This is a genomic window from Arthrobacter sp. Edens01, assembly GCF_001307035.1.
In the GTDB taxonomy this organism is placed as follows: domain Bacteria; phylum Actinomycetota; class Actinomycetes; order Actinomycetales; family Micrococcaceae; genus Arthrobacter_B.
The window spans coordinates 927,130-942,568 of record NZ_LKIU01000005.1 but is presented as its reverse complement, the minus strand read 5'-3'; the positions used below and the strand labels follow the sequence as shown (position 1 = coordinate 942,568).

The window sequence follows — 15,439 nt, the reverse complement described above, 5'->3', positions numbered from 1 at the left end:
TTCGACCGGGCGGCTTCTTAGGAGATGCCCTGTGGTTGCCTGCTGGTTACGGTGGCTGCCTACAGCGCGGAATCGCCCCGTTCGCCGGTGCGGACCCGCAGCGCTTCCTCCACGTTCGTCACCCATACCTTGCCGTCACCTGCGCGGCCGGTATTCGCGGTGGAAACAAGCACGTCCACGATGTCACTGACCCACTCGTTGGCGGCCAGTACTTCCACCCGCAGCTTCGGCAGCAGGTCCACCGTGTATTCAGCACCGCGGTAGACCTCGGTGTGGCCGCGCTGGCGGCCGTAGCCGCTGGCCTGGCTGACGGTGAGGCCCTGGACGCCGTAGCTCTCAAGGGCGCCGCGGATGGCGTCGAACTTTTCCGGCCGGACGATTGCGGTTACGAGTTTCATGAGTTGACGCTCTCCTTGATGGGCGCGGTGGTGGACTCGGCTACCGGGCGGAAGGACCCGCCTACGCCGATTCCGCCAAGTTCATAGGCGGTCTCAGCGTGTTCGCTGAGGTCTACACCGTTGATTTCCTGCTCCTCGGTGACCCGGAAGCCCATGGTCTTGTGGATGGCCAGGCCGATGATGAGGGTCATCACCGCTGAGAAGACGATTGCAACGACGGTGGCCACGATCTGCGCACCGAGCTGGGCGAAGCCGCCGCCGTAGAAGAGGCCGCCGCCTTCACCGTCAACCGGAAGGGCGATGAAACCGATTGCCACAGTGCCGACCAGTCCGGCGACCAGGTGCACGCCGACGACGTCGAGGGAGTCGTCATAGCCGAGCTTGTACTTCAGCCCGACGGCGAGCGCGGCGAGGATACCGGCGACCAGGCCCAGTCCCAGTGCCCCGATCGGGGAGACGCTGGCGCAGGCCGGCGTGATGGCCACCAGACCGGCCACGATGCCCGAAGCTGCGCCCAGGGAGGTGGGCCGGCCGTCACGGACGCGCTCGGTGATCAGCCAGCCGACCATGGCGGCCGCGGGAGCGGCGAGGGTGTTGACCCAGATGAGGCCTGCTTCCTCAGCAGTGCCGGCAGCGCCGCCGTTGAACCCGAACCAGCCGAACCAGAGCATTGCGGCACCGAGCATCACGAAAGGAATGTTGTGCGGGCGGTGGCTCGGGTCGGAGCCGAAGCCGCGGCGCTTGCCGATGATAAGTGCCAGGACCAGGGCTGCCACACCGGCGTTGATGTGGACCACGGTTCCGCCGGCGAAGTCGATGGCTTCACCGACTACGGACCCGATGGCACCTTCTTCACCCAGCAGGCCGCCGCCCCAGACCATAAAGGCCAGCGGGCAGTAGACCAGGGTGACCCAGACCGGCACGAAGACGGCCCAGGCGCTGAACTTGGCGCGGTCAGCAATAGCGCCGCTGATCAGGGCCACGGTGATGATGGCGAAGGTAGCTCCGAAGCCGGCGCCGATCATGTCTTCAGTACCGATCAGGTCTTCCAAGCCGAAGGACGCGAAGGGATTTCCGAAGAGCCCTGCTACGCCGTCGCCGCCGCTCATGGAGAAGCCCCAGAGGACCCAGACCACCCCAACGAGTCCGATTGAAACGAAGCTCATCATCATCATGTTCAGGGCTGCCTTGGCCCTGGTCATGCCGCCGTAAAAGAATGCCAGTCCGGGGGTCATGAGCAGCACCAGCGCCGCCGATACCATCACCCAGACGTGACCTGCAGTCAGATCCATCTTCATGTCCTTCCACGTTCTGCGGGCATCTCCCGCGCTACGAAGAACATTGCCGGGGCGAAGTTTCGGTATTCAGCCGGGGGTATTGCCGGGACATTACAAACTTCGGCGCCGGGTAAAAGTGCCGTGTCAGCCGCGTTTCGGGCAGGTTACCTGCAACTGTGGACCCGCTGTGGGTATTGCCCGGAGGCAACTGGAGGCACAGCTAGGATGTTCCTGAGTCTCTATTACCTCCCGGAGGAACAACCCCTTATGCCCGAGAACACCCCTGTGCCCGGACCAGATCCGCACGCCGGCAGCCGCGGAGCGGACTCCGTCCGTCCCCGGGACCGGAGGAAGCCCCGCCGGAAGTGGATCGCGGGGACCGCCGCTGCGGCCGTGGTGATCGCCGCGGGCATTACCGTACCCCTGGTTCTCAACAACGACGACAGCGACCCTGCCGACGCAGCCGGCGTCACGGTCATTGAGGACCGGCCCGATCCGCTGCCGTCCGCTCCCGAGTTCACCTATTACAACCAGATTGGCCCCCCTCCCGGATCACCGCTAAATGCCGTTGAACCGCTTTCCCTGAAGATTGATGCGGAAACCAGCGGCACTAGCCTCCCGGAAGGACTGGTTGGTTTGTCCCTGGAGGCCACTGACCTGGCGGATCCTGCGTTGTCCGGCGACAATCCGGAAATGGTCCAGTCGCTCACCGGGCTGGGCAAGCCCCTGCTGCGGTTCGGCGGCAACGCTGTGGACCGCCGCTTCTTTTGGACCTCAGCCGGCGAGCCCTTGCCCGGAAACCTGAAGGGCGATAAGGCCCACCCGGTAAGGGCCGTGACGCCTGCTGATCTGGAACGGGTGGCCACGCTGCTCGAAGCCGTTGACGGGACCATCAACCTCACGGTGGACTTGGGCAATTACGACCCCGCGCGCGCTGCGGACATGGCGGCCCATGCCTCCCGAATCTTCGGCGGCCGGCTGGCCGGCATCACAGTGGGCAACGAGCCCAACGGGTACCCCACCAACGGACTACGCGATCCCTCATGGACCTCGGATGACTACCTCAAAGAGCTGAAGGCCTACGCCGACGCGATCTATGCGGCCGCCCCCGAGGTGAAGATCATCGGCCCCGGTGTCTACACCCAGCCCTGGTGGGAGCCGTTCACCAAGGTGGACCTTCCCCAGGAAAAGGTCTTCTCCTTCCACCACTATCCGCTCTCCGTCTGTGACGGAAAGGCAGACCCCTACGGCGAACCCACCATGGAGAACCTCGTCTCACAGCGGATCCACGACCACGGCAACGGATACCGCGAAGCTGCGCTGGAGCCCGCGAACGCAGCAGGATTGGAAACCTGGATCACCGAAGCAGGTGTCTCTGCCTGCCCCGGGTCGAACGAAACCACGAAGACCCATGCATCCGCTCTGTGGGCTGCCGACTATGCGCTGAGCGGGGCGGAAATGGGTATTAGCCGCCTCAGTTACCACTCTTCCCTGATCACCTGCCAGGGTGGTCCGCCCATGTCCGCGATTTGCACGGGAGGCGAATACCTCCAGCCAGACGGAACTGTCGACGAACGGGCGAACTACTTCGGCCTGTCAATGGTCGCCGAAATGGCCCCGGGACAATTCCTCCAGCGCGAGGAAAACGGTGGCGGCCTTAGCCACACGTACGCGGTCCACCACGAGGATGGAAGCGTCAGTGTAGTCATCATCAACGCCAATAACCCCGAGACGGATGCCCAGATGGAGGTAACCCTGGAACTGCCGGCCCGGCCGCTGACCGCGGCCATGTCCCAGATGACCGGGCCCTCCTACACTTCCGAGGACGGCACGATGATTGACGGCGGGCGCGGCGAAGCAGTGCCCGTCGCCGAACGGCTCACCCTCCCGGGCTTTGAGTACGGTTCCACCACCCAGAAGTTCTCGTTGACGGCGGGCACGGTTACGGTTCTGAACTTTACGTTCCAGCCTTAGTCCTCCACCAACAGCAAAAAGGGCTCCCGCACCTACGTGCGGGAGCCCTTTTGCGTTTGGGTTCGGCAGTGCGCTAGGACAGCAGGGCGTCCACAAAGCCTTCGGCGTCGAACGGAGCCAGGTCGTCGGGGCCTTCGCCCAGGCCAACCAGCTTCACCGGCACACCGAGGGTGCGCTGGATCGCGACGACGATTCCGCCCTTGGCGGTTCCGTCCAACTTGGTCAGGACGATGCCGGTGATGTTCACGACCTCGGCGAAGACCTTCGCCTGGGTGAGGCCGTTCTGGCCGGTGGTCGCATCGAGCACCAGCAGGACTTCGTCAACCTCCGCCTGCTTCTCGATGACCCGCTTGACCTTGCCGAGTTCGTCCATCAGGCCCACCTTGTTCTGCAGGCGGCCGGCGGTGTCGATAAGCACGGTGTCCACTTCGCCGTCGATGCCTGCCTTCACGGCCTCGAACGCGACCGACGCCGGATCGGCGCCGTCCACTTCCGAACGCACGGTGGGCACGCCCACGCGCTGGCCCCACGTGGCCAGCTGCTCAGCGGCAGCGGCACGGAACGTGTCTGCCGCGCCCAGCAGCACGTCTTTGTCCTCTGCCACCAGGACGCGCGCCAGCTTGCCCACGGTGGTGGTCTTGCCGACACCGTTGACGCCAACGACCATAACGACGGCGGGTTTGTCCGCATGCCGCTCCACGGCCAGTGAACGGTCCATCGAGGGGTCAACCAGCTTGATCAGTTCCTCGCGCAGCATCGCGTGGACTTCCTGCGGGTCACGGCTGCCGGAGATCCGGACCCGCTCGCGCAGCGCGTCAACGAGTTCCATGGTGGGTTCCGTGCCGAGGTCTGCCAGCAGCAGGGTTTCCTCAATCTCGTCCCAGACGTCCTCGTCGATCTTGTCGCTGGAGAGCAGTGCCAGCAGCGCCTTGCCCAGCGCGTTGTTGGACTTCGCCAGCCGGGCACGCAGCCGCGCAAGCCTGCCCTGAACCGGTTCAGGGGTTTCCAGGGCCGGCGCGGCGGGCTCTGCGGGAGCTTCTTCAAGGTCCCGCAGGTCATCCGGCACCGTGACCGTTGGTTCGGCTTCCGGCGCGGCAGTGCCGGGGCGGTCCAGGACGGAGGTTGCGCCGCTGCCGCCGGGCAGGTCGTCAGCGTCGCGCTTCGTCGGGTACATCCCCTTGGGCGTGCGGCGCGTGCGGACCAGCAGGGCTGCCAGCGAACCGACAACAGCCAGCCCAATGACCACATAGATCACAATTGAAAGAGTCTCATTCACGCTTCCCAGCATGTCATACGGGGGCGCCGGCGGGCACCCGTAAGGCAGCCTGCGGCGGGCACCCGTCCCTGGCCCCAATCGCGGTTGAGTCTGCGAGAATCGAAGCATCATGGTGAGCACTCCCCGGATTCCGATCCCCCGCGAAATTAAAGTCCTTATTGCTGCTGCGTTCCTGATCGCCCTCGGTTTCGGGCTGGTGGCACCGGTGCTGCCGCAGTTCGCGCAGAGTTTCAACGTGGGCGTTGCTGCGTCCTCCGTGGTGGTCAGTGCCTTCGCCTTCACCCGGCTGATCTTCGCTCCGGCAGGCGGTGCACTGCTGGAAAAGCTCGGCGAGCGCCCCGTGTACGTGATGGGCCTGCTGATCGTGGCCCTGTCCACCGCCGCGTGTGCCTTCGCCGGGAACTACTGGCAGCTGCTGATCTTCCGCGGCCTGGGCGGCATCGGCTCCACCATGTTCACCATTTCAGCGATGGCGCTGATCATCCGTCTTGCTCCGCCGGCAATCCGCGGCCGGATATCCGGGGCCTACGCTTCCTCGTTCCTGCTGGGCAATATCGGCGGGCCGCTTCTTGGCGGCCTGCTGGCCGGCTTCGGCCTGCGCGTCCCGTTCCTGGTTTACGCCGCCGCCCTGCTCGTCGCCGCCGTCGTAGTCGCCTACCTGCTGCGCGAGGCACGCGGGGGCACCGGACCCAAGGAGAAGGATGGGGAACGGGTACATGTCTCGGTCCGGGAAGCACTGTCTGACTCCGCCTACCGCGCCGCGATGGTCTCTTCCTTCGCCAACGGATGGTCCTCCTTCGGAGTGCGGAACTCGCTGCTTCCGTTGTTCGCGGCCGCCGTGCTTTCCGCAGGACCGGAGATCGCCGGAATCTCCCTGACTGCGTTCGCTGCCGGAACCGCACTGGCGCTCACCTTCTCCGGCCGCCTCGCGGACTCCTGGGGACGAAAACCCCTGGTCATCACCGGGCTGGCCGTCAACGCAGCAGCAACGGCCGCGATCGGATTCTCCGGCAGCGTCACGATGTTCCTGGTCGTCTCCGCCATTGCGGGTCTGGGCACCGGCCTGCTTAATCCCGCACAGCAGGCTGCAGTGGCCGACGTCGTCGGTTCCGGCCGGAGCGGCGGCAAGGTACTGGCTGCTTTCCAGATGTCTGCGGACACCGGGGCGATCATCGGTCCGATCCTCGCCGGGGTGCTCGCGGATACCCTCGGCTACACCTGGGCGTTCGCCGTGACCGGTGCAACTGCGCTGGTGGCACTGCTGATCTGGCTCACTGCCCGGGAAACCCTGGCACCTGAGATGCGGATGGCTCGAATGCGTTCCAGCCGCACTACCATCGAGGAATGAAGCCCTTCCTGCTCCTGGCCACACGTGCCGAAGACGGTGCCGCCGAGGAGGAGTATGAGTCCTACCTGCACTTCGGGGACCTGACCCCGCCGCAGCTGCACCGCGTACGGATGGAGGCAGCTCCCCTGCCTGCAATCGACCTCGCGGACTACAGCGGAATCATTGTTGGCGGCAGCCCGTTCAACTCCTCCGACCCAGAAGATACCAAGTCGGACCTTCAGCTGCGGGTGGAGAAAGAACTCTCGGCCCTGCTGGACACATTGGTGGAACGGGACTTTCCGTTCCTCGGTGCCTGTTATGGGGTCGGCACGCTGGGCCGGCACCAGGGCGCCGTCGTCAACCGCACCTACGGAGAACCAATCGGTGCCGTGCCGGTCACGCTGACTCCCCAGGGCCGGCAGGACCCCCTGCTGGAAGGGCTGCCTGACACCTTTGATGCGTTCGTGGGCCACAAGGAAGCCGTGTTCCGGCTTCCGGAACACGCCGTAAACCTGGCCGGCTCCCCCACCTGCCCGGTGCAGATGTTCCGGGTGCGGCAAAACCTCTATGCCACACAATTCCACCCCGAGCTCGACGTCGCCGGATTGCTGACCCGTATCTCGGTCTACCGCAATGCGGGATACTTTCCGCCGGAGGAAGCTGACACGGTGATGGATTCCGTCCGAACGGCACAGGTCACCGCCCCGCCGCTGATCCTGCGCAACTTCACTGCCCGCTACGCCCGCTAGCGGCGGCCAGCCGCTGGCTGATCACGGCTGAGACGCCGTCTCCGCGCATGGAGACCCCGTACAGGGCATCGGCCACCTCCATGGTCCGCTTCTGGTGCGTGATGACAATAAGCTGGCTGGATTCGCGGAGCTCCTCGAAAATGGTGATCAGCCGGCCGAGGTTCGTGTCGTCCAGTGCGGCCTCCACCTCGTCCATCACGTAGAACGGCGAGGGGCGTGCCTTGAAAATCGCCACCAGCAGCGCAACGGCGGTCAGTGACCGCTCCCCGCCTGACAGCAGCGAGAGGCGCTTGATCTTCTTTCCCGCAGGGCGTGCTTCCACCTCAATGCCGGTGGTGAGCATGTCCTGGGGGTCTGTGAGGACCAGACGCCCCTCCCCGCCGGGGAAGAGCCGCGCAAAGACACGTTCGAACTGCACGGCGGTGTCCTGGAACGCAGAGGTGAAGACTTCCTCCACCCGCTGGTCTACTTCACGGATGATGTCCAGCAGGTCCTTGCGGGTAGCTTTGAGATCCTCCAGCTGGGTGCTCAGGAACTGGTGGCGTTCCTCGAGGGCCGCGAATTCCTCCAGCGCCAGCGGATTCACCTTCCCGAGTGCAGAAAGGTCCCGCTGGGCCCGCTTGAGCCGCTTCTCCTGCTCGGCCCGGTTGTAGGGAACACCCTCCGTAACGGGGTTCCCGTCATCGTCCACCGGCACGTGCAGGGCAGCCCATTTCCCGGCACCCTCCGCAGTCTCGGCAGGCACCGGCACCAGTTTGTCCGGACCGTACTCCGCCACCAGGTTGTCCGCTGTGATGCCCAGTTCCTCCACGGCACGCGTTTCGAGGGCTTCGATCCGCAGCCTCTTCTCGGCGCGGAGCAGCTCATCACGGTGCACCGAGTCGGTGAGTTTGGCCAGTTCAGCCACGGCCTCGGCGTTGGCCGCCCGGACCGTGGTCAGCTCCGCGTCGAACTCAGCGCGGACGGCCTCGGCCTTGTCACGTTCGGCCGCGGCCGCTTCCAGCGACACGTCTGCCCAGCGTCCGGCCAGCAAGGCAGCCTGCGCCACTGCCTGTGCCCGTGCCGCCTGTGCGGCTCGCACCCGGGCCCGCTGTGCTGCGGCAGCCCGCGCGCGGCGTTCGGCCGCGGCTGCCCGCTCCAGTGATTCAGCGCGTCCGGAGACGGCGGCCAGCTGCTCCTGGGCAGAGCGAAGGGAGAGCCGCGCATCCATTTCGGCCTGGCGTGCCTGGGCGGCAGCGAGCGCCAGCGCATCGCGGCGGTCCGTGGAGGGTTCGGCCGTGTCCGCTGAACTGTCCTGTGCTGCGGCGAGGCGGCCGGTGACTTCGGCGAGTTTCTCCTGTTCACGTGCCAGGTTCTCCTGCGCCGCCTCCGCGAGCCGGGTGAGCCGTTCAGCTTCCCCGGCGGCCGAACGCAGGGCCGAGCCCAGCGCGCCCAGCCGTTCCCCTACCGCAGCCAGCCGGGCGTCGGATTCATGCAGTACCGCCAGAGCAGCGTCTGCCCGGGCCTGGGCAGCGTCACGCTCTGCCCGGGCTGCGGAGATCGCGAAGCGTGCCGCCTCTGCCCGGGACACGGCCTCTGTTAGCCGGTTCTGCGTTTCCTCGACGGCGGCCTGGATCTCAATCAGTCCGGGAGCCGTGGTGGAACCGCCGGCAGCGGTGAACGTGGTCAGCACATCGCCGTCCGCTGTGACCACCCTCAGGCCCGGACCGGCGGCCAGCACACCGGCGGCGCGTTCCAGCGAATCCACGACGACGGCGCGGCGCAGGAGGGTGCGCACGGCTGCTGCCGCTTCCGGGACTGCCTGGACCAGATCCGTTGCGTAAACGCACCCGTCAGGCAGCCCGGGCAGCTCCTCGTTGTCTCCGGGACCGCGCACTCCGGCGAGAACCAGGCTTACCTGCCCCGAACCGGTGTCCTTGAGCAGCTTGAGCGCCTGGAGAGCTGTGTCGAGTTCGCGCACCGCGAGGGCCTCGGCTGCCGTCCCGAGAGCGGCGGTGACGGCGCGCTCATAACCCGGGGTCACAGTCACCAGGTCGGCCAGGGGTGCGAGCACTCCTTCCAGTCCGGCGTCCAGCACCGCGCGGGAGCCGTCACGGCGGTCCAGGCCCACGGCAAGGGCGTCACGGCGCGCAGTGAGGGTTTCCCGGTCGCGGACTGCCTGCCGTTCTTCCTCCAGCAGCCCGGCCAGCCGGGTTTCGGCGGCTTCCAGGGCGTCTGTGGCTTCCTCGTACTCGGCGTCGAGCCCTTCCTCACCGGACTCTGCTCCGGCGGCTTCCTGTTCCAGGGCTGCGAAATCCCCTTCGGCGGTGCGCCGGCGTTCCTCGGCCTGCGCAATCGAGGCGCGCAGGCGCCCGAGCTCTGCCTCAGCGGCCTCAACCCGGGAGCGGGCAGCGGAGACGGATCCGGAGAGCCGGGCCATGCCTTCCCTGCGGTCCGCGGCGGCACGCAGCAGGGACGCCAGCCGGCGTTCCTCCGCCGCGGCTTCCTCCTCGGCGGCAGCCCGCACCTCCACGGCGTCTTCCAGCATGCCTTCACGCTCAGTTGCTTCCGCTTCCAGGGCCTGCATTTCGGCCCGGACGCGTTCGGCCTGTGCCTGCAGTTTCTCCGGGTCCCGGCCAGGGTCGGCGGCCGGTTCCGCCGAGCCGAGCAGGCGGCGCCGTTCCTCGGCCAGCGCGGCCAGGGACCGCAGCCGTTCCCGCGCGGAGGAGAGCGCATACCAGGCGTCCCGGGCGGCGTTGACCCGCGGCGTTGCCTGCGCGGCCAGGCGTTCAAGTTCCGCCAGCCTGGCTCCCTGCGCCTCCGCTTCCTGTTCCACCTGCTGCCGGCGCACGCGCAGTGCGTTCTCCGCTGCGGTGTCCTGTTCAACGGCAGCGGCGAGGGTCACGATGTCGTCGGCCAGCAGCCGGGCACGGGCATCCCGCACGTCCAGCTGGACCTGCTTGGCCCGGCGTGCCACGGCAGCCTGCTTTCCCAGCGGCCCCAGCTGGCGGCGCAGTTCTGCGGTGAGATCCGTCAGGCGCGCCAGGTTGGCCTGCATTGCATCGAGCTTGCGGACCGTTTTCTCGCGGCGTCTGCGGTGCTTGAGGATTCCGGCAGCCTCCTCGATGAAGCCCCGGCGGTCCTCCGGTGAGGCGTGCAGGACCTTGTCCAGCTGGCCCTGCCCCACAATCACGTGCATTTCCCGGCCCAGTCCGGAGTCGGAGAGCAGCTCCTGGATATCCAGGAGGCGGCACGGGGCGCCGTTGATGGCGTATTCGGAACCGCCGGCGCGGAAAAGCGTGCGGGAGATGGTGACTTCGGAGTAGTCGATGGGCAGGGCGCCGTCGGAGTTGTCGATGGTGAGGGATACCTGTGCCCGGCCCAGCGGCGGCCGGCCGGAGGTGCCCGCAAAAATGACATCCTCCATTTTTCCGCCCCGCAGGGTCTTAGCGCCCTGCTCCCCCATGACCCAGGCCAGGGCATCCACTACGTTGGACTTGCCCGAACCGTTGGGGCCGACGACGGCGGTCACTCCCGGTTCGAACTCGAACGTTGTGGCCGATGCGAAGGATTTGAAGCCCCGCATCGTCAGGGTCTTTAAGTGCACTGGCCTCAGTCTCTCGTTTGTGGAAGATTCACTAAAGCCGGGTGATGCCCCACACTTAAGCGCAGTACTCGCAGAGCGTAATCCGGGATTTCGCGCCGTCCGGGCCGGGCAGGAAAGTAGGCTTCTAGGAGAATCATATGGTTCGACGGCGCCGTTACGGGTCACGACCGGGCCCGGACCGCGATCTTTTTGGCAGCAGACAAGGCAGGCATTTTGAGCGGGAACTTCAACTTCCACCACACCAACACGGCACTCCTCAGCGTCAAGAGCGTAGAGGCACCCGTTGTTGTAAGCTCGCAGGATTTCGATGAACGGCTCTCCCCTTCCTTGAAACGGCTGCGGCTCTCCAAGGGTCTCCTGAAACGGGTGGCCGGCGTCGAGGAACGCCGATGGTGGGCTCCGGGCACAACGTTTGAGGACGGTGCCATCGAAGCGGGCGCCAAGGCGATGGCCGAGGCCGGCGTCGAACCCTCGCAGATCGGCCTGCTGATCAACACTTCCGTTACCCGGAAGAACCTGGAGCCGTCCGTCGCGGTCAAGATCCACCACAATCTGGGCCTGCCGTCCTCCGCCCTGAACTTTGACCTGGCCAACGCGTGCCTGGGATTCGTCAACGGCATCACCATGGCCTCGAACATGATCGAGTCCGGGCAGATCGACTACGCGCTGATCGTTGCCGGAGAAGACTCGCAGGTCGTCCAGGAAACCACCTTCGGGCGCCTGAACCGGGAAGATTCCACCCGCGAGGACTACCTGCGGGAATTCGCCACCCTGACGCTGGGCAGCGGCGCAGCGGCTGCCGTCATCGGCCGGGCGGCAGACCACCCCGGATCACACCGGATCCTGGGCGGGGTCTCCCGCGCAGGGACAGAGCACCACGAACTGTGTGTGGGCGGCGAAGGCGGCATGTACACGGACACCAAGGGCCTGCTGGACGGCGGCCTGGACCTTGTTGTGACGGCGTGGCATGAAGCCCATGAAAACGGCTGGGACTGGACCTCCATGGACCGCTACGTGACCCACCAGGTGTCCAACTCCTACACCAACGCCATCATCAAGGCCGTGGACCTGGACCGGACCAAAGTGCCCATCACGTTCCCGCGCTGGGGCAATGTGGGTCCGGCTTCGCTGCCGATGACCCTGGCCCAGGAAGCACGCACTCTGGTTCCCGGTGACCGGGTGCTGTGCATGGGTGTGGGCTCGGGCCTGAACACCACCATGATGGAGATCGCGTGGTAGCAGAGCTCTGGCCCGGTGTTCCGGCCGCGTGGTCCCGCTATGTCCAGGTTCCTTCCTCTGCTGCTGTGGACCAGCCCGGCACCGTCCACAAATGGCATCTGCTGGACAACAGCCCGGATCTTGAAGCCCGCGGCGCCGAACCGGCGGGAACGCTGCTGTGCGTGCACGGTAATCCCACCTGGTCCTACCTCTGGCGGACACTCGCAGCCGCCGGCAGCACGGCGGAGCGTCCCTGGCGTGTCATCGCCGTGGACCAGCTGGATATGGGCTTCTCCGCCCGGACCGGCACTTTCCGCCGGCTCGCGGATCGCATTTCCGATCTTGGCGACCTCACCGACGCCCTGGGGATCACCGGACCCGTGGTTACCGTGGGCCATGACTGGGGCGGCATCATTTCCCTGGGCTGGGCACTGGCACACCGCAGCCAGCTCGCCGGAGTCGTCCTGACCAACACCGCCGTGCACCCTGCCGGGTTCTCCCTGCCCCCGGCACTGAAGCTGGCACTGCACCCGGCCGTCCACGGATGGGGCACCAAACGCACCGATGCCTTCCTCCGCGTCACGCATTCCCTGGCCCAGCCGGCACTGCAGCCTGAGATCCGCGCCGCTTACGCAGCGCCGTACCGCGGTGCCTCACGCCGTGAGGGCGTGGGCAATTTCGTGGCCGACATCCCGGGTGACGAAACACATCCGAGCTTCCGTGCGCTCACGCGGGTTGCCGAAGGCATCCGCAAACTCACCGTCCCGGTCCTGGCACTGTGGGGCCCCAAGGACCCGGTTTTCTCCGACCGCTACCTGCGGGACCTGCTGAAGCGGCTGCCGCAGGCGGACGTCCACCGCTTTGAAGGAGCCGGCCATCTGGTGGCCGAGGACCGTGACATCGCCGCACCGGTCTTTGACTGGCTGGGCGCCCTGCACGCCAAGGAAACGCCCTCCGCCTCCCGGCCCGCTGATACCTCCGGCACCGCAGGGTTCCGTCCCATGCCCGCAGAACTCGATGATCGGGCCACTGACGTCTCCCCCGCCGTCGTGGACATGGCGCCGGCATCATCCGGGGAAGCCCCGGCCGTCCTTTCCTGGGCCGAGCTGGATACCCGCGTCAATGCCCTGGCGGCAGGCCTGGCAGACATTGGGGTTCGTCCGGGGAACCGGGTGAACCTGCTGGTGCCGCCGGGCATAGAGCTCACAACCCTGATCTATGCCTGCCTGAAGCTCGGCGCAGTCGTGGTCGTTGCCGACGCCGGACTGGGCACCAAGGGCCTCAGCCGTGCCATCAAGGGGGCAGGCCCGGATTTCATCGTCGGAATAGAGCGCGGCCTCGCCGGAGCCCGGCTCTTCGGCTGGCCGGGAACCCGCATCCTGGCCGGCGAAGCCTCACCGGCCCGGCTGCGCCTGCTCGGCGCGGCGCATACGGTGGCTGAACTGACGGCTGCCGGAACAGGCCGGCCGGCTCCGGACTGGAAGACCGATCCGGACGCCGATGCCGCCGTGCTGTTCACCTCCGGCTCCACGGGCCCGGCAAAGGGCGCCGTCTACACCCACCGCCGGCTTGCGGCCATGAGGGACACCCTCCGCGAGACGTACAACCTCAAGGCCGGCTCATCGCTGGTAGCAGGTTTTGCGCCGTTTGCCCTGCTGGGACCGGCGCTCGGCGCTACCTCGGTGACACCGGACATGGACGTCACTGCGCCGCGCACCCTGACCGCTGCCGCCCTGGCCAATGCCGCTGCGGCTGTCCAGGCCACCACAGTATTCGCGTCCCCTGCAGCGCTGGCCAACGTGCTGGCAACCGCACCGGATCTGAACCCGGACCAGCGCCAGGCACTGGCAAAGGTGGAGCTCCTGCTTTCCGCCGGTGCCCCGATCCCGGAGGCACTGCTGACCAGGGTGCAGGAACTGGTCCCGGCCGCCGAGCTGCACACCCCCTATGGCATGACCGAGGCCCTGCCGGTCACGGACATCAGCCTGGAACAGATCCGCAAGGCAGGAATCGGCAACGGCGTCTGCGTCGGAACCGCGGTTGCCGGCGCCCGGGTTGCCCTGGCGCCGCTGGCCGCAGACGGAACCGCCGGAGTCGAGATCACCGAAGACGCCGGCGTTACCGGGGAAATCCTGGTGAGCGCCCCGCACGTCAAGGACCGGTATGACCGGCTGTGGATCACCGAACAGCACAGCAGTTCGCTGCCGGGCTGGCACCGGACCGGGGACGTAGGCCATTTCGACGCCGACGGCCGCCTCTGGGTCGAAGGCAGGCTGGGGCATGTCCTCACCACCCCCGGCGGCGCGGTGACCCCTGTCGCCGCGGAACAGGCCGCCGAGTCGGTGCCGGAAGTGCGCCTTGCCGCCCTGGTAGGTGTGGGACCGGCCGGCACGCAGGTCCCCGTCGCCGTGGTGGAGACCGTGAACGGCGCGCGCCGTCCCGGACCGGCCGACGCGTCCCTGTCCACTGCCGTGCGTACCGCCGTTGCTGAACGCTGCGGGCTGGATTTGGCCGCGGTACTGGTTCTGCCGCAGATGCCCACCGACATCCGGCACAACTCCAAGATTGACCGTTCAGCCCTTGGGACCTGGGCCGCAGAGGTCCTGGCCGGAGGCCGGGTTTCCGCGCCGGGAGCACGCCGATGAGCCGGCGGATCCTGGTTACGGGGGCCAGCGGCCTCCTCGGGGGTGCCGTAGCCGGCGTCCTCGCCGGACAGGGACACTATGTGCGGACCCTGCAGCGTCGCCCGGCGTCCGATCCGGGCCTGGAGTCAGTGGCCGGGTCCATCACGGACCGCACGGCTGTGGACGCCGCGATGGCGGGGATCGACGCCGTCGTCCACCTGGCTGCCAAGGTTTCCTTTACCGGTGCGTGGGCTGAGTTCCAGGCAACCAACATCGACGGTACCCGGAACATCCTGGACGCGGCCCGGGCTGCAGGAGTACGCGACGTCGTGTTTGTCTCCTCCCCCTCTGTGGCCCACTTTGGCGAGCCGATTGCCGGCGCCGGCGCCGGCACCGCGGATCCGGAACGGGCCCGCGGCCACTATGCCCGTTCCAAGGCCGCCGCTGAACTGCTTGCACTGGCGGAAGACTCGGCGGATTTCCGGGTCGCCGCCATCCGGCCGCACATCGTGTGGGGACCCGGCGACACCCAGCTCGTGGAACGGGTCATGGACCGGGCACGATCCGGCAGGCTGCCCCTGCTGGACGAAGGCGCGGCGCTGATCGACACCACCTACGTGGACAACGCTGCATCCGCCATTGCCCGCGCGCTGGACCGGATGGAACAGGCGCACGGCCAGGCGCTGGTGGTCACCAACGGCCAGCCGCGCATGGTCCGGGAAATGATCTCCGGCATCTGTGCCGCTGCCGGGATCCCGGCGCCGTCACTGAGTGTGCCCGGCTGGCTGGCCCGAGGGGCCGGAAGCGTGATTGAAAAGGCGTGGCTGGCCGCCGGGGCCCGCGGGCTGGTGCAGGATGAACCTCCCATGACCCGGTTCCTGGCCGAGCAGCTCTCCACCTCGCACTGGTTCGACCAGCGGAAGACCCGGCAGGTCCTGGCCTGGGAGCCGGAGGTCTCGGTCGAGGATGGCATGGCCCGGCTGGCGAAGCACTACGCCGCATAGGATGGC

10 protein-coding genes are annotated in these 15,439 nt (G+C 67.1%); 6 read left to right on the top strand and 4 right to left on the bottom strand.

Annotation, left to right across the window (positions count from 1 at the left end; all coding sequences use genetic code 11):
- Positions 1 to 59: 59 nt before the first annotated feature.
- Complete coding sequence (locus AO716_RS10495; protein WP_055240813.1) at positions 60 to 398, bottom strand: P-II family nitrogen regulator; 339 nt, start codon at positions 396 to 398, stop codon at positions 60 to 62.
- Positions 395 to 1,690: an ammonium transporter gene (locus AO716_RS10490; protein WP_055242132.1), complete on the bottom strand. Its 1,296-nt coding sequence runs from the start codon at positions 1,688 to 1,690 to the stop codon at positions 395 to 397. Before AO716_RS10490 ends, AO716_RS10495 begins: the two co-directional genes overlap by 4 nt.
- Positions 1,691 to 1,942: 252 nt before the next feature.
- On the opposite strand from AO716_RS10490, the gene AO716_RS10485 reads away from it, so the two are divergent.
- Positions 1,943 to 3,649, top strand: a complete 1,707-nt coding sequence (locus AO716_RS10485) for a hypothetical protein (protein WP_235472059.1) — start codon at positions 1,943 to 1,945, stop codon at positions 3,647 to 3,649.
- 73 nt (positions 3,650 to 3,722) lie between these two features.
- On the opposite strand, the gene ftsY is transcribed toward AO716_RS10485, so the two are convergent.
- Complete coding sequence (gene ftsY / locus AO716_RS10480) at positions 3,723 to 4,925, bottom strand: signal recognition particle-docking protein FtsY (RefSeq protein ID WP_055242128.1); 1,203 nt, start codon at positions 4,923 to 4,925, stop codon at positions 3,723 to 3,725.
- Positions 4,926 to 5,034: 109 nt separating this feature from the next.
- Here ftsY and AO716_RS10475 point away from each other — a divergent pair, with 109 nt between their 5' ends.
- Both AO716_RS10475 and AO716_RS10470 read left to right on the top strand, forming a co-directional pair.
- Positions 5,035 to 6,273, top strand: coding sequence for an MFS transporter (locus AO716_RS10475; protein WP_055240812.1), 1,239 nt, complete (start codon positions 5,035 to 5,037; stop codon positions 6,271 to 6,273).
- Positions 6,270 to 7,001: a glutamine amidotransferase gene (locus AO716_RS10470; protein WP_055240811.1), complete on the top strand. Its 732-nt coding sequence runs from the start codon at positions 6,270 to 6,272 to the stop codon at positions 6,999 to 7,001. The genes AO716_RS10475 and AO716_RS10470 overlap by 4 nt, the downstream gene beginning before the upstream one ends.
- Here the strand turns inward: AO716_RS10470 and smc are convergent.
- Positions 6,979 to 10,587 (bottom strand): chromosome segregation protein SMC, encoded by a 3,609-nt coding sequence (smc, locus tag AO716_RS10465; protein ID WP_200907615.1) that lies wholly within the window; start codon positions 10,585 to 10,587, stop codon positions 6,979 to 6,981. The two genes, AO716_RS10470 and smc, sit on opposite strands and share 23 nt — an antisense overlap.
- 213 nt (positions 10,588 to 10,800) lie before the next feature.
- Between smc and AO716_RS10460 the strand changes: the two genes are divergently transcribed.
- From AO716_RS10460 to AO716_RS10450, 3 genes are read left to right on the top strand one after another with little or no spacing between them, the layout of a single operon-like run.
- A complete protein-coding gene (locus AO716_RS10460; RefSeq protein ID WP_055242124.1) occupies positions 10,801 to 11,826 on the top strand; it encodes a 3-oxoacyl-ACP synthase III in 1,026 nt (341 codons plus the stop codon).
- Complete coding sequence (locus AO716_RS10455; protein ID WP_055240810.1) at positions 11,820 to 14,450, top strand: alpha/beta fold hydrolase; 2,631 nt, start codon at positions 11,820 to 11,822, stop codon at positions 14,448 to 14,450. The genes AO716_RS10460 and AO716_RS10455 overlap by 7 nt, the downstream gene beginning before the upstream one ends.
- Positions 14,447 to 15,433, top strand: coding sequence for an NAD-dependent epimerase/dehydratase family protein (locus tag AO716_RS10450; RefSeq protein ID WP_055240809.1), 987 nt, complete (start codon positions 14,447 to 14,449; stop codon positions 15,431 to 15,433). Before AO716_RS10455 ends, AO716_RS10450 begins: the two co-directional genes overlap by 4 nt.
- The last annotated feature ends 6 nt before the right edge of the window (positions 15,434 to 15,439 follow it).